The organism is Anaerococcus sp. Marseille-P9784, from assembly GCF_902500265.1.
Classification (GTDB): domain Bacteria; phylum Bacillota; class Clostridia; order Tissierellales; family Peptoniphilaceae; genus Anaerococcus.
The window spans coordinates 219,201-238,980 of sequence record NZ_CABVOZ010000003.1 but is presented as its reverse complement, the minus strand read 5'-3'; the positions used below and the strand labels follow the sequence as shown (position 1 = coordinate 238,980).

General features: G+C 28.8%; 20 protein-coding genes and 1 tRNA gene. 11 read left to right on the top strand and 10 right to left on the bottom strand.

The window, feature by feature from the left end:
- Nucleotides 1-8: 8 nt before the first annotated feature.
- The 6 genes from GAN53_RS07780 to GAN53_RS07755 form a co-directional block, all read right to left on the bottom strand.
- Nucleotides 9-674 (bottom strand): TIGR04283 family arsenosugar biosynthesis glycosyltransferase, encoded by a 666-nt coding sequence (locus GAN53_RS07780; protein WP_225791849.1) that lies wholly within the window; start codon nt 672-674, stop codon nt 9-11.
- Nucleotides 631-1,305, bottom strand: coding sequence for a TVP38/TMEM64 family protein (locus tag GAN53_RS07775; RefSeq protein WP_151410537.1), 675 nt, complete (start codon nt 1,303-1,305; stop codon nt 631-633). Before GAN53_RS07775 ends, GAN53_RS07780 begins: the two co-directional genes overlap by 44 nt.
- Nucleotides 1,280-2,011, bottom strand: coding sequence for a TVP38/TMEM64 family protein (locus GAN53_RS07770; protein WP_151410536.1), 732 nt, complete (start codon nt 2,009-2,011; stop codon nt 1,280-1,282). The genes GAN53_RS07775 and GAN53_RS07770 overlap by 26 nt, the downstream gene beginning before the upstream one ends.
- Before the next feature lie 11 nt (nt 2,012-2,022).
- A complete protein-coding gene (locus tag GAN53_RS07765; protein ID WP_151410535.1) occupies nt 2,023-2,829 on the bottom strand; it encodes a rhodanese-like domain-containing protein in 807 nt (268 codons plus the stop codon).
- 347 nt (nt 2,830-3,176) lie between these two features.
- Nucleotides 3,177-4,349, bottom strand: a complete 1,173-nt coding sequence (locus tag GAN53_RS07760; protein ID WP_151410534.1) for a sulfurtransferase — start codon at nt 4,347-4,349, stop codon at nt 3,177-3,179.
- An 18-nt stretch (nt 4,350-4,367) separates the two neighbouring features.
- Nucleotides 4,368-5,294 (bottom strand): (Fe-S)-binding protein, encoded by a 927-nt coding sequence (locus GAN53_RS07755; protein ID WP_151410533.1) that lies wholly within the window; start codon nt 5,292-5,294, stop codon nt 4,368-4,370.
- 283 nt (nt 5,295-5,577) lie between these two features.
- On the opposite strand from GAN53_RS07755, the gene GAN53_RS07750 reads away from it, so the two are divergent.
- From GAN53_RS07750 to GAN53_RS07725, 6 genes are read left to right on the top strand one after another with little or no spacing between them, the layout of a single operon-like run.
- A complete protein-coding gene (locus GAN53_RS07750) occupies nt 5,578-5,931 on the top strand; it encodes an Asp23/Gls24 family envelope stress response protein (RefSeq protein WP_099320645.1) in 354 nt (117 codons plus the stop codon).
- A gap of 6 nt (nt 5,932-5,937) precedes the next feature.
- Entirely contained in the window at nt 5,938-7,512 is a 1,575-nt protein-coding gene (locus tag GAN53_RS07745; protein WP_151410532.1) for a DAK2 domain-containing protein, read from the top strand.
- Nucleotides 7,512-9,500 carry an ATP-dependent DNA helicase RecG gene (locus GAN53_RS07740; protein ID WP_151410531.1) on the top strand — a complete coding sequence of 663 codons (1,989 nt, stop codon included), beginning with the start codon at nt 7,512-7,514 and terminating at the stop codon, nt 9,498-9,500. The genes GAN53_RS07745 and GAN53_RS07740 overlap by 1 nt, the downstream gene beginning before the upstream one ends.
- Nucleotides 9,500-10,042: a 16S rRNA (guanine(966)-N(2))-methyltransferase RsmD gene (gene rsmD, locus GAN53_RS07735; RefSeq protein ID WP_151410530.1), complete on the top strand. Its 543-nt coding sequence runs from the start codon at nt 9,500-9,502 to the stop codon at nt 10,040-10,042. The genes GAN53_RS07740 and rsmD overlap by 1 nt, the downstream gene beginning before the upstream one ends.
- Nucleotides 10,039-10,521: a pantetheine-phosphate adenylyltransferase gene (gene coaD / locus GAN53_RS07730; protein WP_151410529.1), complete on the top strand. Its 483-nt coding sequence runs from the start codon at nt 10,039-10,041 to the stop codon at nt 10,519-10,521. Before rsmD ends, coaD begins: the two co-directional genes overlap by 4 nt.
- Nucleotides 10,522-10,530: 9 nt before the next feature.
- Nucleotides 10,531-11,016, top strand: a complete 486-nt coding sequence (locus GAN53_RS07725) for an ATPase (RefSeq protein WP_099320650.1) — start codon at nt 10,531-10,533, stop codon at nt 11,014-11,016.
- A gap of 102 nt (nt 11,017-11,118) precedes the next feature.
- On the opposite strand, the gene GAN53_RS07720 is transcribed toward GAN53_RS07725, so the two are convergent.
- Together GAN53_RS07720 and GAN53_RS07715 are read right to left on the bottom strand one after the other, a co-directional pair.
- A tRNA-Lys gene (locus GAN53_RS07720) sits at nt 11,119-11,194 on the bottom strand.
- A gap of 46 nt (nt 11,195-11,240) precedes the next feature.
- Nucleotides 11,241-12,137, bottom strand: a complete 897-nt coding sequence (locus GAN53_RS07715) for a C39 family peptidase (protein WP_151410528.1) — start codon at nt 12,135-12,137, stop codon at nt 11,241-11,243.
- Nucleotides 12,138-12,254: 117 nt separating this feature from the next.
- Between GAN53_RS07715 and GAN53_RS07710 the strand changes: the two genes are divergently transcribed.
- Nucleotides 12,255-12,749 (top strand): QueT transporter family protein, encoded by a 495-nt coding sequence (locus tag GAN53_RS07710; protein WP_099320652.1) that lies wholly within the window; start codon nt 12,255-12,257, stop codon nt 12,747-12,749.
- A 73-nt stretch (nt 12,750-12,822) separates the two neighbouring features.
- Here GAN53_RS07710 and GAN53_RS07705 read toward each other — a convergent pair whose 3' ends face one another.
- The gene (locus tag GAN53_RS07705; RefSeq protein ID WP_151410527.1) at nt 12,823-13,098 is read right to left on the bottom strand and encodes a metal-sensing transcriptional repressor; all 276 of its coding nucleotides are present in this window, start codon (nt 13,096-13,098) and stop codon (nt 12,823-12,825) included.
- A complete protein-coding gene (locus tag GAN53_RS07700) occupies nt 13,098-15,653 on the bottom strand; it encodes a heavy metal translocating P-type ATPase (RefSeq protein WP_151410526.1) in 2,556 nt (851 codons plus the stop codon). Before GAN53_RS07700 ends, GAN53_RS07705 begins: the two co-directional genes overlap by 1 nt.
- A 91-nt stretch (nt 15,654-15,744) precedes the next feature.
- Here GAN53_RS07700 and GAN53_RS07695 point away from each other — a divergent pair, with 91 nt between their 5' ends.
- The 4 genes from GAN53_RS07695 to GAN53_RS07680 are packed head-to-tail and all read left to right on the top strand — an operon-like array spanning nt 15,745 to nt 19,682.
- The gene (locus GAN53_RS07695; protein WP_151410525.1) at nt 15,745-16,014 is read left to right on the top strand and encodes an acylphosphatase; all 270 of its coding nucleotides are present in this window, start codon (nt 15,745-15,747) and stop codon (nt 16,012-16,014) included.
- A gap of 38 nt (nt 16,015-16,052) precedes the next feature.
- Nucleotides 16,053-17,381, top strand: coding sequence for a Mur ligase family protein (locus tag GAN53_RS07690; protein WP_151410524.1), 1,329 nt, complete (start codon nt 16,053-16,055; stop codon nt 17,379-17,381).
- Nucleotides 17,378-18,022, top strand: coding sequence for a type 1 glutamine amidotransferase (locus tag GAN53_RS07685; RefSeq protein ID WP_151410523.1), 645 nt, complete (start codon nt 17,378-17,380; stop codon nt 18,020-18,022). Before GAN53_RS07690 ends, GAN53_RS07685 begins: the two co-directional genes overlap by 4 nt.
- Before the next feature lie 4 nt (nt 18,023-18,026).
- Nucleotides 18,027-19,682, top strand: coding sequence for a formate--tetrahydrofolate ligase (locus tag GAN53_RS07680; protein ID WP_151410522.1), 1,656 nt, complete (start codon nt 18,027-18,029; stop codon nt 19,680-19,682).
- Nucleotides 19,683-19,780 lie beyond the last annotated feature (98 nt).

The window sequence follows — 19,780 nt, the reverse complement described above, 5'->3', positions numbered from 1 at the left end:
TAAGAGCCTCAAATTTTTTTGTAAATTTCTGCGATTTTTTCTATATCGTAGCCTTCTCTGTATTTTTTTTGTAGTTTTTTCATCCTATAGCCTGTAATAAATTCTTTGCCCAATAATTTTCTTGATGAAGTATAGATTGGATAAGAAATTTGCTTGATTGGATTTCCACTTTCTATCAAATCTAAGGAAAGTTGGTAATCTTCCATTAGTGGTATGGATTTATAACCTCCAATTTTTTCAAATAAATCTTTTTTTACAAAAATCCCTTGATCTCCAAAAGCAATATTTCTTTTTCTAACTCTCTTGTTAGAGTAATAGGCAATTGTTTTAAGTTTGAAATTATTAGGAATAAAACTCATTTTAAAGCAACCGGCTGCAAGATTTGAAGAATTTATAATATTTACACAATTAGGGCCAATAATAGAATCTGCATGTAGGAAAAAAAGATATTCTCCTTTAGCATATTTAGCTGCTGCATTCATTTGATTGGATCTAAATTTTCTTTCTCTAATTTTTGGGTATTTTATTAAATCAAATGTATCATCTGATGAAAATCCATCTGAAAATATTACCTCAAAATTGCCCTTGATATTACTAAGAAATTCTTCAATCTTGCTAATATTATCAGCTTCATTGTATGTCGGAATTATTATCGTTACCATGTTTTTTATCATAAATTTTCTTTGCTAACAAGGTTAATACTGTAAAAGCAAGTAAAAGGATGACAGAAAAAATAAATTTTTCTTTATTTTGACTTCCTATATTAGTACCAACATTTAAATATATCATCATTCCGGGAATAACGCCGATAACGGTAGTTAGTACATAGGGCAACAATTTGATTTCAGTTAGCCCAGCTAGATAATTTTCAAAAATGTATGGTATAGCAGGGATTAGCCTTGAAATGAAGAATGTTGTTATTAGTTTTTTTTGATTCTTAGTGTAAATCAAATTAAAATATTGTGGAGATAATTTATCTTTTAATCTATCATATATTTTATCCTTAGCAAATTTATTAGAAATAAAATACATAAGTGTAGTATTTGTAATTACTCCGATTAAAGTTAAAGTAATACCTTTATAAAAACCAAATAAAGTACCTGCAACTACAACTATTGTTAGGGTTGGCACAAATATGGCTGGTAAAATAGTAAAACTAATTATATATACAATTGGAGCTAAAGAGCCAAAAGAGTCGATTCTTGCTTGTAGAGATTCTATATTAATAGATTTATTTATCCAAATTATAAAAGCTATCACTAGGATAGCTTTTATAATATTAAAAATTCGTTTTGTGTTTGGCATTATATCTTTTCCTTAATAATGCTACAATTACAGCAAGGACTGATATACCAATAACAAAGAAGAATATACCACGAATTCCACCGTCAAGTTCTCCACCTGTGTAAGAATAAACTATAGTAGCTGGCAATTGCCCAATTCCTGTAGCTATAAAAAATCCCCAGAATCCCATTGATGTTAGACCAGCCGCATAGCTTACAACATCAAAAGATATAAATGGAAGCAAACGAGCAATTAGTATTGTGTAATTACCGTACCTATTGAAAAATTCTTCTATATTTTCTAAGGCTCCCTTGCCACTTAATTTTATAACGACATCTCTTCCTAAAGCTCTTGCAATGAAAAAGCAAAGAGCTGCACCAACCATAGCAGATGACCAAGATAGAATTGCTCCTTTTACCCAACCAAATATTGCGGCATTTGCAAGTGTTATCATAACCGCTGGTATTGGTGCGATAATTGATTGAAGGATCATTAATAGAAATGAAATTACAGCAGCTTGTTTACCATAGCCTCTGATATATTCAATTACAGAATTAATACCTCCAGATTTTAGTGCGGAAATTGCACTATTTATACCATTTTTAAATGGTGGAATTAAAAAGTAGGCTAAAACCAAAGCAACAAGTGGTATCAAAATAATTAATTTGGAAGACTTATTTAGTTTCTCCTCGTTAGGGTTTGTTTTATCTACTTGTGTATTTTTCATCTATTCCTCTTTTATTTTTCAGATAGGTCAAATTCTTCGTATTCTTTTGTTCCGTCGAATCCGTTTATAACTTCATGACTATCTTCAGCTAGTTTGCTAGCAATAACAAAAGACTTATTTCCAGAATAGCAGTAAGTTAAGAATGGTTTATCTGTTGGAAGTGTTGGATAAATTTCATCAATTTTATCAGATGGAACATTTATTGCTCCAGGCATATGTCCTGCATCATAATCTTTAGCATCTCTTGCATCGATTATTGTATAATCACCACTAGCTGCTAAATCTTTAAATTCTTTTCCTAAAACTGTTTTTACTTTTGTAACTGTTGTATATGTGAAATCTTCTAAACCAGCTGCGTTATAAAGATCTGTAAATCCATTGGCAGCTAATGTTTTGTAAGCTTCTTTAGAATCATCTGCTTTATTTGCATATACTACAACTGATTTATCTTTCCAGTCTTCAATTTCAGCTAATCTTGATTCAAGATCTTCTGCTGGAATAGAAAGTGCGTGTTTAATATGACCATTTTTATAATCATCTTCACTTCTAACATCGATTACTAGATATTTTTCTTTTTGCTTGTTATCTTCTTCGATTTTGTCAAGATCTTCACCTGTCATTTCTTTTACTTCAACTTCTTCAGTTTCAGTTTCTTCTTCAGCAGGTTTTTCTCCTTTATTATCTTCAGTTGTTGCAGATTCTTCAGTTGTTGTTGCTGCTGGTTCATCTTTTTTTGTTTCATCAGTTTTGTTACCACAAGCTTGTAGAGCTAATGTACCAACTAATAATAGTGCCAATAATTTATTTGATTTTTTCATTTACTTTCTCCTCTTTAATAAATTGAAATATATTTATAATGCTGAGCATTACCAATATAGGATACCTCGTTAATCTAATTTTATCAATATCTAATAGCAATATTCCAAACATAATTATAGTTATTATAAAAGAAGTCGGGAATAGATTTTTAGATTTTTTTGAGATTAGAATAATTCTTAATAGAAATGCAATATTTACAAGTATGAATAGCAACTTATACTTGTTTTCTATAAGGTAACTATAATACATGAGAGTTCTTTGAACGCCCATTTTTTTATTTACAAAGTATTGGACTATAAAAATTCCTAATAGTCCAATACTCTGTATTATATTGATTGTAATAATTTTATTCTTTTTTTGCTTTATCATTTGATAATTCGCCAACTGTTGTCATCTTAACATCAGTTTTTGGATCGCCTAGTTGAACTGGAAGCTCATCATGCATTTGCCATTCGTTCCATCCGCCATCAAATAGCTTCACGTTTGTCCCTCTTTCATAGAACTTCAATACAGGAATAGCAGCTCTCCAACCAGTTCCACAGTAAAATATCATTTCTTTAGAAAGTTTAACTCCTTCTTTTTTTAACATTTCTACCATGTCATCATAGCTAATATATGTTCCATCTGCATTCTTATAATCAGCTTCATCATGACCATAAATTGCACCTGGAAGTTCTCCAGCTTTTGGGATATAAGTATAACCACTAGTTTCTCCAATGTATTCTTCATAGGTTCTAGTAGTTATATATTGCTTATTTTCATCTTTATCTTCAATATCTTTTATAGCTTGATCAAGACTTACTAAAAGCTCAGGATGAGCTGGATATTCGCCTTTAAAGTCTGTTTTTGCAACTGCTTTATTAGCTTTACTTTCAGTTTCATAACCTTTATCCATCCAAGCTTTTATACCACCATTTATAATTTTGATGTTTTCAACACCCTCAATTAGATAAGCTAAGGCAACTCTTGCAACTCCTGAATCAGGACCATATAAAAATACTGTTGTATCTTTATCAATTCCATAGTTTAGTATGGATTTTACAATCTCATCATCACTTTTAAGATTCCAAACTGGTCCTTCTTCTACAGAATCAGTATTTATATGAATAGCTCCAGGAATATGATTTTTTAGATAATCTGGGCTGGCATCATCTTCACCCCAAGTTACTTCTGCTATTACATAATCTTTTACGTCTTTTTTTCCATCAAATACATCTTTTAGATAATCAGCACTAACGAAAATTTCTTTTGAGATTTGCGCACAGCAATCTCCCATGATTTTAGCTTCTTCATTAGTATCTTCTTTATCTTGATCTTCTTTGTTAGCCTCTTTATCTGTTTCAGTAACTTCTTTTTCATCAGATTTGGCATCATCAGCTTTTTCAGTTTCAATTACTTCCTTATTATCCTTAGTATCAGTAGTATCTTTACTATTTTGACAAGAAGTAAAGGAAAAGCATAACAAAATAGCTAATAATGGAAAGCTAATTTTTTTTATTACTTGATCTAATTTAAACATTTTTATCTACCTCTTATTTTATGATAAAAATTTACCCTTAATTGCATTCTTAAAAAAGTTATTATCAACTTCTTCATCAATTCCTAAGAAAACTGAAGCAAGGTGATGAACTTTGTTATATTTTGAAAATCGCATAGAGCAGGTTGCACAATATGTGTATATTTCATCATCTTTGATTGAAGATGTCATATCATTTGCAAGTTCACTTTCACATTTACTAGCAAGTCCTCCAGCTCCACAACAGTTAGTTGATGTAAATTTATCGTTATAATTTGGTGCATGTCTTTTTATAACTTCAAAAATTTCTCGATTATATCTATCTGAACAGGGGAAGAAAATATTAATAGGTTCATTTATATTAACGATATAATCATATTCTTCAAGCCATTGAAAAATAGAAATTATTTTAGCATCATACTTATTCATTAGAAAATGGTAACAATTTGGACAAGCTGTAACAATTCTTTGAATTTTTTTACTTTTAATTTCCTCAGATAAATTTTTACTTATCGATGGTTTAAAGCCTGTACTTGGAACAGGTTTTCCACAACAGTCGATAGAAAAATCAAATCCTTTTTCTTTAAATAATTCAATTAATTTTTTTGAAGTTTTAGGGTAAAAGGCAGGAAAATTACATCCTAAAAAAAGAATATCTTCCGAACGTTTTTTCTTATAAGGTAAATTCCTATAAGGATAGTGTTCTTTTGTTAATTTTACAAATTTGTATTTAGGATTCTTTTTTCTGAGTGCATTTGAAACAAATGCACCATTTAGATTTTTTGGACAAACGTTTTGACATTTATTGCATTCAAAACAAGAAAAAGCTAAATCTTCTCTTTTTGTAAAATCTTTAAGATTTATCTTATATTTTTCCAAAAATATACAGTTTTTCGTGCATAATCCGCAATCTATACAGGATTCTTCGACATGTTTAAGGTAATTCATTTAAAATCCTTATCATCAATAATAACTTCTCAAATTCTAAGTGTGTACTAAAGCCAAAAGGCTATCTTAGAATTGTGCTTAATTTATTTTATATATGTATAAATATTTCACAGTGTACTTATTGCATTTGCAAATATGAAGCTATCTAACATATATACTTGCAATATATCATAAATTTATTTTTTGTCAATTTTAATATTTATTTCAATTTATGGTATAATAATAACATTTGTTATAGTATAATAGATATGATATAACATTCCAAAAATCAATGGAGGAAGATATGCCAGTTAAATATGTTAATAATTATGGAAAAGTAACTATTGATGATTCAGTAATATCAAATATTATTGCAGCAACAGTAATGCAATCTTATGGTGTCGTTGGTCTTGCTAGTAGATCAACCAAAGATGATATCTACGAACTTTTAAGACTTGAAAATATGAACAAGGGAGTAGAAATTTATAAACGCGATAATGGCACTATTGATATTTATGTTTCAATATTTATTTTATATGGAATTAGGATACCAGTAGTTAGTCAAAATATTATAGACAATGTTAAATATAAAGTAGAAAAATCCTTAAATGTTAGAGTTAATTCAGTTAACATTTTAGTCCAAGGAATTGGTAAGTAGGTGAATATGAGAGAAATTGATGCAAACAAACTTCAGCAAATGATTGTTGGAGCTTATGAATTGTTAAATGAAAATAAAGAATTAGTAAACGACTTAAATGTTTTTCCAGTACCAGATGGTGATACTGGGACAAATATGACTATGACAATGCGATCTGGAGTTGATAGAGCTAACCAAATAAATGCTAATAACGTTAGTGATATCACTAAAGCCTTATCTCAGGGAACTTTAATGGGAGCTCGTGGTAATTCTGGGGTGATTTTATCACAACTTGTAAGAGGTCTATCAAAAGCTACAAAAGGAAAAACCGCAATAATTGCTGAAGATATTAAGGAAATATTTAATCTTGCTAATAAAACTGCGTATAAAGCTGTTATGAAGCCAACAGAAGGAACTATTCTTACTGTTAGCCAAAAGATGACTGATAAGGCAAGTGAAATTTATACTGACGACATTGAAATAGACAAGTATTTATATGAAATAATTTTAGCAGGACAAATAGCTTTAGATAATACGCCAAATCAATTACCAGTTCTAAAAGAAGCAGGAGTCGTAGATTCAGGTGGACAAGGCTTGATGATTCTTCTTAAAGGGGCTTTTGCTGCCCTAAATAGTGATTATCAAATTGAAAATATTAAAAGTGAAAGCAATGTAAGAACTGATGATTTGCCATACACTTTAAATGCAGAATTAGCTCTTAGCGAAGATTCATATCAAAAATCAATAGAATCTATTAAATCAATGGCAGAGATTATAGATCAATCTTATGAAGACAATATCTTAAAGATCAAAGTAAAAACTGACTCAGCTGTTGGTCTTATACAAATGCTTTCTGTAGATGGAATAATATTAAAATTAGATTTAGAAAATACAAAAGCAGATCTTAGTTTGATAGAAAAAGCAAGCGAAAAACCTCTAAAAAAATACGGTTTTATTGCTGTTAGCCGAGGGGAAGGATATGATGCAATTTTAAAAAGCATGGAAATTGATGAAATTATCTCTGGTGGTCAAACTATGAATCCTTCAACTGAAGATATTTATAATTCCCTAGATAGAATTAAAGCTGAAAATATAATAATCTTCCCTAATAATAAAAATATTATTATGAGCGCAAAACAAGCTTGTCAAATTACTGACAAAAATGCAGTTGTAGTAGAAACTAGATCAATACCAGAAACATTTTCTGCGATGTTAGAATTTGATGAAGATAGCGACATTAATGAAAATGTTGATAATATGAATCAAGCTATAAAAGATTTGCATATAGCAGAATTTTCAATTTCTATTAGAGATACATCAGTAAGTGGTATTGAAATTAAAAAAGACGACTATTTAGGTATTCTTGATGGGAAAATTGTAAAATCTGAGAGAAAACTAGAAGTTTCTGTAATTGAGACTTTAAGTAAAGCTATTGAAGAATTTGACGATGTTTCTTTAATTACTATATACTATGGTAAAGAAATTGATAAAAAAGATGCTAACAACTTAGCAAAAAAACTTGAGAAAAAATTCAAAGACATAGATACAGAATTAATTTATGGTGGTCAGCCAGTATATTATTACACGATAACTTTAGAATAATGGATTTATTAGATCTTAAGGGAATTGGTCCTAAGAAAAAAGAACTGTTAAATAAATTAGATATAAATTCAATTTCTGATCTTTATAATTATTATCCGAATTCTTTTGAAGATAGGAGAAATAGATCCATATGTTCTAAGGCTAATATTGGTGTAAAGCATTATTTCCAATGGATTATAACTAGTAAAGCTAAGCAAATTAGGACAAAAAATAGACTAATTACTTATCTATATGCTAAAGAAGAAAATTCTTCTGATAAAATTAAAATAATTCGGTTTAACGATAGGTTTTCAGCTAACAAACTCATTGTAGGAAAAACTTATAAATTCTATACAAAAATTGATTATGAAAATGGAATTTATGTTGCTTATAATCCAACCTTTGCAGAGCTTAATGATGATTCTATTGGCTCAATAATTCCAATTTATGGACTAACTGCAGGATTAAATCAAAAAAACATTTCTAATTTCATAAGGCAAGCACTTAATTATTATGATAAGAGCGAAGAAATTTTTAATAAATCTTTGCTTGATAGATTTAACTTAGAAAGTAAATATGATAATTTACTAGAAGTTCACAAACCTACAAGCAAGGAAAAGCTCCTAAAAGCTAAATCTCAGCTTAAAGTCCTCGATTTTACCAAAGAATTGATTTTTCTTGATTGTTTAAATAGAGAAAATAATTATAAGGATGATATAAATTTAATCTACAATTTGGATGAAATTTTAGAAAAAATTCCCTTTGAACTGACTAGATCACAATTAATTGCCCTAAAAGAAATTTTAGAAGATGCAAATGATAGTAAACTTATGAATAGGCTATTAATAGGAGATGTAGGTTCTGGCAAAACAATTATTGCTATTATTGTAATGATTGTTTTTGCTATTAATTCTTATCAATCTGCTATGATGGTACCAACAGAAGTTTTGGCAATTCAACAATTTGAAAAAAATAGAGAATTTGTTGAATCGTTTGGATTGAAATTAGGATTATTAACAGGATCAAGTAAAAATAAAGACCAGGTAAAAAATGATTTACTCAATCGAAAAATTGATATAGTCATTGGAACTCATGCCTTAATTCAAGATGATGTTAAATTTAAAAATTTAAAGCTTGTTATTAATGATGAGCAACAGAGATTTGGAGTTTTTCAAAGACAAGATTTAGCTTTAAAAGCAAAAAAAGTAAATTATTTGTCTATGACAGCAACTCCAATCCCTAGAACTTTAAGTTTAAAAATTGCAAAAATTTTGGATCTTTCAATGATAACAGAACTTCCAAAAGGAAGAAAGCCAATAAATACAAAAGTTATTAGCATTTCTTTAGAAAAATTGCTTGTTGAAAAACTTAAAGAAAACATAAAAATGGGCAGACAAATTTATATTGTTACCAATAATATAAATTCTTGCGATAATAATAGCTTGGAAAATCTGTTTAAGAGATATAAAGACTACTTTCAAAATTTCACAGTAAAAAAACTCCATGGTGAGATGAAAGCCGCAGACAAAGAAAAAACTTTAAAGGATTTTTCTGATGGGAAAATTGATGTTTTAATTTCAACAACTGTAATTGAAGTGGGAATTGATGTCAAAAATGCCAATACTATGGTAATTTACAATGCAATTAACTTTGGACTTTCTACTCTTCATCAGCTTCGAGGTAGAGTTGGCAGGGGAACTTATGATTCTTTTTGCTATCTTGTAAGCAATGATTCTAATAAAAATTCAAAGTTAAATATTTTAGTTAATAGTCAAGATGGATTTGAGATTGCAAGAAAAGATTACGACCTAAGAGGTGGGGGCAAAATATTATCCTCAATTCAACATGGAAGAAATTTAGAGCAAATAGAATATTTAACTATGACTAAAAAAGAAATCGATAAAAGTTTTGAAATACTAGATTTTACTAAAAAAACTAATTATGATAATGTTAATTTATCAGAAATTGAAAAGTTTTTTGATGAAGATAAGAGGATTATATTAAATTAATGAGAGTTGTATCAGGAAATTTTAAGGGTCTAAAACTAAAAGCTCCAAAAAACAATTTGACTAGACCGACAGAAAATAAAGTAAAAGAAGCAATCTTTGATATGCTTTATCCAATAGACCCTCAATCAACAGCCCTTGATTTGTTTGCAGGTTCTGGTCAAATTGGTATTGAGTTTATGTCAAGAGGATTAAAAAAAGTTTATCTTAATGATTTTGACAGAGCAAGTTTTAGGATTTTAAAAGAAAATACATATAAATTCGACAAAAACACTTATATTCTAACTAATAAAGATTTCAAAAAAGCACTAAGATTTTATAAAGAAAATGATATAACATTTGATTATATATATCTAGATCCACCTTTTGATTCAGATTATTATAAAATTTCAATTCAATTAATAAATGATTATGAATTATTAAATGAGGATGGTATAGTAATAACAGAATCTGATAAAAAATTAAATTTAGATGAAAAATATAAGCTTTTTTTAATAAAAGAAAAAGTCTATGGAAGGAAAATAGTTAATATTTACCAAAAATGAAAGTAATATATCCAGGAAGTTTTGACCCGCTGACTTATGGGCATATCGATATAATAAAAAGATTAAATGATATGTTTGATGAAGTGGTTGTGGCTATTCTAAAAAATGAAGAAAAAAAGTCTCTTTTCACTTTAGAGGAAAGAGAAGAAATGATTAGAGAAGTAATAAAAGAAAATGATTTAGATCATGTTAAAATCAAATCTTTCGATGGTCTTTTAGTAAATTTTGCTAAAGAAGAAAATTCTAAGATAATAGCAAGAGGTTTAAGACTTGTTGCAGATTATGAATATGAAAAAAATATTGCGAGAATCAATGCATCATTATATGATGGCTTAGAAACAATTTTTTTATTAGCTAATTCTAACTATTCCTTTATAAGCTCAAGCGGTGTAAAAGAAGTAGCTAGTTTTAAAGGTGACATATCACCGTTTGTAAGTAAGAATGTTGAATTAAAATTAAAAGAAAAATATAAATACTAGGGGGAAAAAATGGCAAGTACAATAACTCAATTGATCAATGAAATGGAAGATGTAATGGATGAGGCAAGCGCAGTTCCTTTTTCAAGAAAAGTTTCTGTAGATCCAGATGAAATTTACGAAATTTTAACTGAAATGAAAGATTCACTTCCTCAAGAAATCAAACAAGCAGAATGGACAATAGCAGAAAAAGATAGAATAATCGGAGAAGCAGAAGCTGCAGCAAATCAAAGACTCGAAAATGCAGACAAAGAGATTCAAAAATTCAAAGAACAAGCAAAAGATCAATATCAAAGAATGATTTCTGAACATGAAATAACACTACAAGCAAGAACAGAAGCTGATAGAATTTTGCAAGAAGCTGCGACAGAAGCAAATAAACTTCGCCAACAATCTTATGAATATATAGATAAATTATTCTCATCTTCATCAGAAAATTTCTCACAACTAGCTAGTCAGTTAGAAAAAAACAGGAGATCTATATTAGAATCTAGATAAAAATATTTAAAGTAGGTAAGTAATTTACCTACTTTTTTTGTAAAAAAATATGCTATAGAAAACTATAACATATAAGAAAATATTATTAAATAAAAAAAATATTGGTGCACCATCAGAGACTCGAACTCTGGACACCCTGATTAAGAGTCAGGTGCTCTACCGACTGAGCTAATGGTGCAAAACAATACTTTATTATTATATATTATAAGCTTGTTTTTGTCAAGTTAATAAATAGACCAAATATGTATAATCTGATCCTTTATTTCATCAAAAGTCCATTCTCTCTTTGAATTTTTTATGCTATTAGGATCATTAATTAAGAATTTTCCATCTTTATAAGAATCTATTACAAATAAATGTCCAAACAAGGTAAAATAGCCCTTTTTTACTGATACAAGTAAGGGACCTTTTTCTAAAGCCTTTTTCATTAAATTTTCATCTAGGTTGACATTTTCTATGTTGTAATTATACTTATTTTTGTAATCATTAAAGAAATTCCAAGAAATTCCTTCAGCTACCATATAAGCTTTAGCATCTTCTGCAACCTTATCTGGAGTAATAGAAGGATCGTTTTTAAGTCTTGAAAGAATCATAGCCATAGAAGTTGGGCCACAACCATTAACTCCAATATTTCGATTTCCTAACTGTTTATAAGCCCAACGATTATCCCATTGAAGATACATTGGAGTTTTTCTTTCTAAAGCTAGAGATTCTCCTTCTTTAAAAGGGAAATCAGTAATATTATTATTCATATTATAGACAAACTCAATTGTATCTAAATCGTTTCCAGTTAAGTAAGCTTCAACATCATCAATTTTATAAAAATTATCATAAATCCATTTTGCCTTTGGATTAGTATTTATTTCTTTTTTAATATTGAGGATTAGTTCTGATTTATTGTCTGATTTAACTTTAGTAGACAAATCGTCATCTAAATCATTATTACTTATGGAAATATCCTTTGGCTTTACGATGAAAGTATCAATAGCTAAGTTATTAATATTGGTTAAAATATTCAAATTTTCTTCGTTGTCCAATCCTTTTTTTATTTTTTCTTTTTTGCTATGGCAAGAAGGAAGAATTAGGATAATAAGTATTAGACATAAAAAATTCTTTTTCATAAAGATATTCTACGCTTAAAAAAATTTGCTTCAATATAGGGACACTTATTAATTTTGTGGTATAATAATTTGGTAATGTTTCTTGGCACCCATTATAAAAAAATCAAGGAGAGTAAAATGAATAATAACTATTTTAAGGACACTAATTTTTTAGTAAAATCCGCAGCTATAGCAGCTTTGTATGCTGTATTAACTTTAGTTGTGCCAATGCCACAATATGGACCAATTCAATTTAGGTTTTCAGAAATTTTGGTACTATTGGTTTTCTACAACAAAAAGTATATACCAGGTCTTTTGCTAGGCTGTGCAATTGCTAATATTTTTAGTCCGATGGCATGGTTTGATGTTATTTTTGGAACTTTGTCTTCATATATTGCTTTTAGGCTAATGAGAAAGACAGATAATATTTTTATAGCATCTTTATTTCCAGTAATAATGACATCTGTTCCAGCTTTAGGAACCTATTTTATTTTAGATAATTCCACAAGCTTTATAATGATGTTAGCATCATTTATGGCTAGTGAATTTGTTATGGTTAGCATAATTGGAATTATAATTTTTAAAATAATCGAAAAAAATTCTTTCTTAATTAATTTCATTAAAGAATTTTAAAAGCTCCCTAGTAAACGGATTCATAATCTTGGTAATACAATTTTATGAAATCCGTTTAAAATAGGAAGCTTTTTTATATTTTATTTAATTTATCTATAATTTGTTCAATTTCTTTTATTTTTTCTATTTTTTCATCTTTTTTGCCATTTTCAAGGGCATCATAGACACAATGCTCAAGATGAGCTCCTAAGATATCCTTGTTAATATTTTTTAAAATTGAAATTGAAGCCATAAGTTGATTACTTATATCGATACAATATCTATCATCTTCAATCATTTTTATTAATCCATCAATTTGCCCGCTTACAGTTTTTAATTTTCTAATTGTCTTAGCCTTATCAGCCCTCATTATTTATAGTCAATTCCTTTAAATTCATAGCCTGCTTCATTTATTGCATTTTCAATTGCTTCTTCATTAGCTAAATCAGAGTAGCTTACTAGAGCTAATTTATTTTTTAAATCAACTTCTGCTTTTTCTACAAAGTCTAGAGAATTTAGAGCTTTTTCTACATTGGCTTTGCAATGTTCGCATGACATACCTTCAACATTTACGATTAATTTTTTGTTTTCTTTCATTGATTTTTCTCCTTTTATATTTTCTTCTAATTTTTCTTTAGTTGAATCTTTTATAACTTCTTGGTTTTCAAATTTTGCTTTAAATGATCTAAGTCTTAATGAGTTAAGGCAGACAAATATTGAAGACATACTCATAGCAAAAGCGGCAAACATTGGATTTAATTTTATTCCAAAAGCTGGATATAAAATTCCACTGGCAACAGGGATTAAAATCACATTGTAAAAAAATGCCCAGAATAGATTTTCTTTTATAATTTTTATAGTTTCTTTAGAAAGATTTATCGAATTAACTATGTCCAATAAAGAATTTCTCATCAGTACAATATCAGCAGAATCTATTGCAACATCAGTTCCATTTCCTATAGCAATTCCTATATCGCTTCTAGCTAGGGCAGGGGCATCGTTTATTCCATCTCCAACCATCGCTACTTTTTTACCCGAATCTTGTAAATTTTTTACAACCTTATCCTTATCTTTAGGTAAGACTTCGGCTATTTTTTTGTCTATAGATAAATTTTTCCTAATTGCTTCTGCAGTTTTCTCATTATCACCAGTTAGCATAATAACTTCATAGGAAAGTTTTTTTAACTCTTCTATGGCTAATTTTGAGGTGGATTTTGGAGTATCCATAACCGCTATAATGCCTAAAACTTTTTTGTCATCAGAAAAATACATAGCAGTTTTACCATCAGAAGAATATTTTTCTGCTAAATTTTTGTAAGAACTTATATCTATATCATTATCTAGCATTAGTTTTTCATTTCCTCCATAATAAGTTGTGGAGTTAAGTTTTCCAATAATTCCCTTGCCGGAAATTGCAGAGAATTCATCAACTTTTTCAAGATCTATATCATTATCTTTGGCATACAAAACTATAGCATTACTTAATGGATGTTCTGAAGAATTTTCTATGCTGGCTGCAATTTTAATAAATTCATCTTCATTTAAAATCGTATCAATATCTGTGACAATAGGTTTACCATTGGTAATGGTTCCTGTTTTATCTAATAAAATACTATCAACTTTGTGTAAATTTTCTAAAGCTTCTGCATTTTTAAATAAAAGACCAAGTTCTGCAGATTTTCCAGTTGCAACCATTATTGCCATTGGAGTTGCAAGTCCTAAAGCACAAGGACAAGAAATTACAAGAACTGAAATCATCATATTTAGAGCAAATTCAAAGTTATAACCCAATATTTTCCAAATTATAAAAGTAATAATTGAAATTATTATAACAGCAGGTACAAATATTGCGGCAATTTTATCGGCTATCCTTGCTATTGGTGCTTTGGTTTCATTAGCCTCATTAACAAGGTTAATTATTTGAGAAAGAGTTGTATCATCTCCAACTTCAGTCGCGATAAATTTAAAACTACCTTGTTTATTTATGGTAGCAGAAATAACTCTGTCATCAATATTTTTTGCTATAGGAATTGATTCACCAGTTATAGCGGACTCATCAACTAAAGAAGATCCTTCTATGATTTTTCCATCTACTGGTATAGAATCACCTGGTTTTATTAAAACAATATCACCTTTTTTAATTTGATCTACACTAACAACAATTTCTTCATTGTCTTTTATAATAGTAGCTTGTTTTGGTGCTAAATCTATTAAATGCTCTAAAGATGCTTTAGTCTGTCCTTTAGATCTAGCTTCAAAATATTTTCCCAAGGTAATTAGAGTTAATATCATAGCTGAAGATTCAAAATATAAATTGTGCATATATTGATGAATTATTTCTTCATTGCCAAAAGAAAAACCATAGGCGATTCTTAAAATTGCAAACAATCCATAAATGAATGCCGAACTTGAACCTAAAGCTATAAGCGTATCCATGTTATAAGCTCTATTAATTAATCCTTTAAAGCCATTTATAAAAAACTTTCTATTAACTATAAGAACTGGCATAGTCAATAAAAATTGAACAATTGCATTTAGCAAAGATCCTTTATAACCAATTAAATAATAGGGAAGAGCTAGTCCAAACATGGGACCCATAGATACATACATCAAAGGAATTAAAAATAAAAATGATATTTTCAATCTAAATTTTGTATTATCTTCATCTTTTGCTAATTCCTTATCTTCAGGACTTTTTGTAATTATTTTAGTCTCATCAGATTTTAGTCTTGCGCCATAGCCAATTTTTTCAACGGCAGTAATAATATCTTCATCAGAAATCATATCTGGATTATAATCAACACTCATACTTTGACTTATGAGATTTACATTTACTTCATTTACTCCAAGTTTCTCAACAGCTTTTGTAACGTTGGACTGACAAGCTGCACAAGACATTCCACTTACGTCGAAACGCTTTTTCATATTGCCTCCTTAACACCCATAGGGGGTGTCAATAAGATTAAACTTGAAAGCTTTAAATTGTCAAGTAAAACTAAAATAAGAGGATACTTTTATGAAGCGATATAAATTGATATTTAAAGGCAGAGTCCAAGGAGTAGGATTTAGGTACACAGCAAGAATTTTGGCCAATCAACTTAATTTAACTGGAAGTGTAAGAAATCTTTATAATTATGATGTAGAATGCATTATTCAAGGAAAGGAAAATGCAATTGATGAATTTATAGAGAAATTAGAAAATCAAAGATTTATTAGAGTTGATCATGTAGAAAAATATGAGCTTAAAATTGTAGACGATGAAGATGATTTTATAATTACATATTAATCATTGGATATAATAAAAATTTATGATATATTAAAAATATGAGTTTAAAAAGTAAAATTACAAAAATTATAGCTAAAGCCATAAGAGGAGGTCTAAAAATTACCAATCATAATGCGACCTCGCTTCCTGGTTATGTAGCTTACAAGTTAGATAAAAATATACTAGATGAGTTATCAAAGAATACAAAATTTATTTTCGTTACAGGTACCAATGGAAAGACAATGACAACTCATTTTCTAGTAAGCATACTAAAAGAAAAATATGATAAAGTATATACCAATGAATCTGGTTCTAATATGGTTCAAGGAATTATTACTACTTTGTTAGACAATCCAAGTAATGAAGAAACTATAGCAGTGCTTGAAGTCGATGAGGCCAATATTTTACGAATTGGAAAAAACATTAAAGCAGATTATATAGTTTTTACCAATATTTTTAGAGATCAAATGGATAGATTTGGAGAAATATATAACATATTTAAAAAAATAATTTCTGGTGTAAAAATTATGCCTAAGGCAAAAATTATTGCAAATGGCGATTTGCCGATTTTCTCTTACCCACAAATAGATGAATTTGATAAAGTATATTTTGCAATTAGGGATAAAAAAGACGAAGCTAATGATTATTCTTTAGATCCTGAATTAAATTCTGATGGGATACTTTGTCCTAAATGCCAGCATATATTAAAATATAAATTAAATAATTATTCTTCTTTGGGAGATTTTGCTTGTCCTAATTGTGACTTTAAATCTCCTAAAATAACTTATAAATTAGATAAAAAAGATAGATTAGAAGCAAATTATTCTAGCTTTTACTTGGGAAATGAGTTTTATGAAATAAACGTTGGTGGACTTTATAACATCTACAATGCTCTTGCAGCAATAAGTTGTGCTAAAGAATTAGGTCTTTCTTATGATGAAATTTATAGAGGATTAAAAAATCAAAAAAACGTTTTTGGTAGACAAGAAAATATAAAAATAAATGATAAAAATTTAATAATCAATCTTGTAAAAAACCCTACTGGATTAAATCAAATTATAGATCTTATGCTACTCGAAAAAGAACCTATAAGCCTTATATGTCTACTAAACGATAATTATGCTGATGGGACAGATGTTAGCTGGATTTACGATTCTTATTATGAGAAACTAAAAGACTTAGATATTAAGGATGTATATGTATCGGGGAAAAGAAAAGAAGATATGAAAAGAAGGCTAGAAATATCTGAAATATTTAAGGGCGAGATTAGTGAATTTGATTACGAAAATGATATTAATGATATTATTTCAAATACAAAATCCAATAATATATACATTTTATCAACCTACACCGCAATGCTTAGATTAAGGGAGTTACTAAAATTATGAAAAAATTAAAAATCTGTCATCTTTATGGGAACCTCCTTAATACTTACGGTGATGTCGGAAATATAATGGCTTTCACTCATGAAGCGAAGAAAAGAGGCTATGAAGTTGAAACTGAGATTATAAGTCTTGGAGATAGTTTTGATGAGAAAAAATATGATTTTGTATTTTTTGGAGGTGGTCAAGATTACGAACAAAGTATTGTTCAGTTAGATTTAAAAGATAAAAAAAATGCAATCCAAAGGTATATTGAAAATTCAGGTTTATTTTTAGCCATTTGTGGAGGTTATCAATTATTAGGCAAGTATTATTATGATGCCTATAATAATAAAATTGAAGGCTTAAATATATTTGATCATTATACGAAAAATCAGGAAGAAGGAAAGAGATTTACAGGTAATATTAGGATAAGAGATTCTATTAATGGCTCAATCTATAATGGATTTGAAAATCATGGTGGTATTACATATTTAGGAGAAAATCAACAACCGTTTGGAATCGTAGTAGAGGGTAATGGCAATAATGGAATCGATAAAACAGAGGGATTTCGTTATAAAAATACTATTGGAACTTATTTGCATGGTCCGCTTTTGGCTAGAAATAATGAATTGTGCAATGAATTTTTAAATATCTTAGAAAGGTAGATTTATGAAAACAGATATAGAAATAGCAAAAGAAGTGAAACTAAAAGATGTTGATGAGATTTGTAAAGATCTTGGTATAGAAAAATACGAAAAATTCGGAAACTATAAGGCAAAAATTGATTTATCATATGCTAATCAAAAAAAAGAAAATTCTAAACTTATCTTAGTAACAGCAACAAACCCTACTCCAAGTGGAGAAGGAAAAACAACCTTAAATATTGGTTTATCAATGGCTCTTAATAAAATTGGTAAAAAAGCGATCTCAGTTTTAAGAGAACCTTCAATGGGTCCATCCTTTGGTAAAAAAGGAGGAGCAACTGGTGGAGGATATAGCCAAGTTCTTCCTATGGAAGAAATAAATCTTCACTTTACTGGTGATTTTCACGCTATAACTAGTGCTGTAAACCTTGTAGCTGCTATTTTAGATAATCATATTTATCAAGGAAATGAAAAAAATATCGACCCTAAACGTATAGTTTGGAGAAGATGTTTAGATATTAATGATAGAGCTCTAAGAAATATTGTAATTGGTTTGGGAAATAGAACTGATGGCATAACAAGAGAAGATAAATTTGATATAACTGTTGCAACAGAAATGATGGCTGTTTTATGTTTAGCAACAAGTGTTGAAGATTTCAAAAATAGAGTAAGTAAGATGATAGTTGCTTACGACATTGATAATAATCCAGTAACAATTGAAGACATCAAAGCTACTGGATCTGTAGCAGTAGTTATGAAAGAAGCTTTAAAAGCAAATCTTGTACAAACTATAGAAAATACACCAGCACTAATCCACGGTGGTCCTTTTGCAAATATTGCACATGGTTGCAACTCTTTACTTGCTACAAAAACAGCTTTAGGTTTAGCTGATTATGTTGTTACAGAAGCAGGTTTTGGTGCAGATTTAGGAGCTGAGAAATTTAACGATATCAAATGTAGATTAGGCGGATTAAAACCAGATGCAACAGTAATTGTAACATCTATAAGATCCTTAAAATACCACGCAGGAATGCCTTTATCAGATCTTCAAGAAGAAAATTTAGAATATTTAAAGACTGGATTTAAAAATTTGAGAATTCATATAGAAAATATGAAAAAGTTTGGTAAAAATATTGTTGTTGCCATCAATAAATTTGCTACCGATACTGACAATGAAGTTAAATTATTAAAAGAATTAACTGAAAAAGCTGATGCCAAAGCCATAGAAACATCTGTATTTAGCGATGGTGGAAGTGGTGCTATTGAACTTGCTAATTATGTAGTAGAATTATGTGAAAAAGAAAATGAATTCAAATTCTTATATGATACAAGTTTATCTATTAAAGAAAAAATAGAAATTATTTGTAAAGAAATATATAGGGCAAAGGATGTTGTTTATACAGATAAAGCCAACAAAGAAATAAAGAGAATAGAAAGTTTATCTTATTCCAATTTGCCAATCTGTATCGCAAAAACTCCATATTCTCTATCAGATGATCCTAATGTAAAAATAACTGATGAAAATTATAAAATTACAATTAGAGATATGAGAATAAATGCTGGTGCTGGCTTCTTGGTAGCATATACAGCAAATATTTTGACCATGCCAGGTCTTCCGAAATCACCAATGGCTTATAAGATTGATCTTGATAGCGAAAATAACATCGTTGGTTTATCTTAGTATAATAATTTAATGAATTAATAGTAGAAATATATAAAGCATTGAAGTAAAATATACCATAAGAACAAATATGATTGAATATAATCTTACGGGGGTAA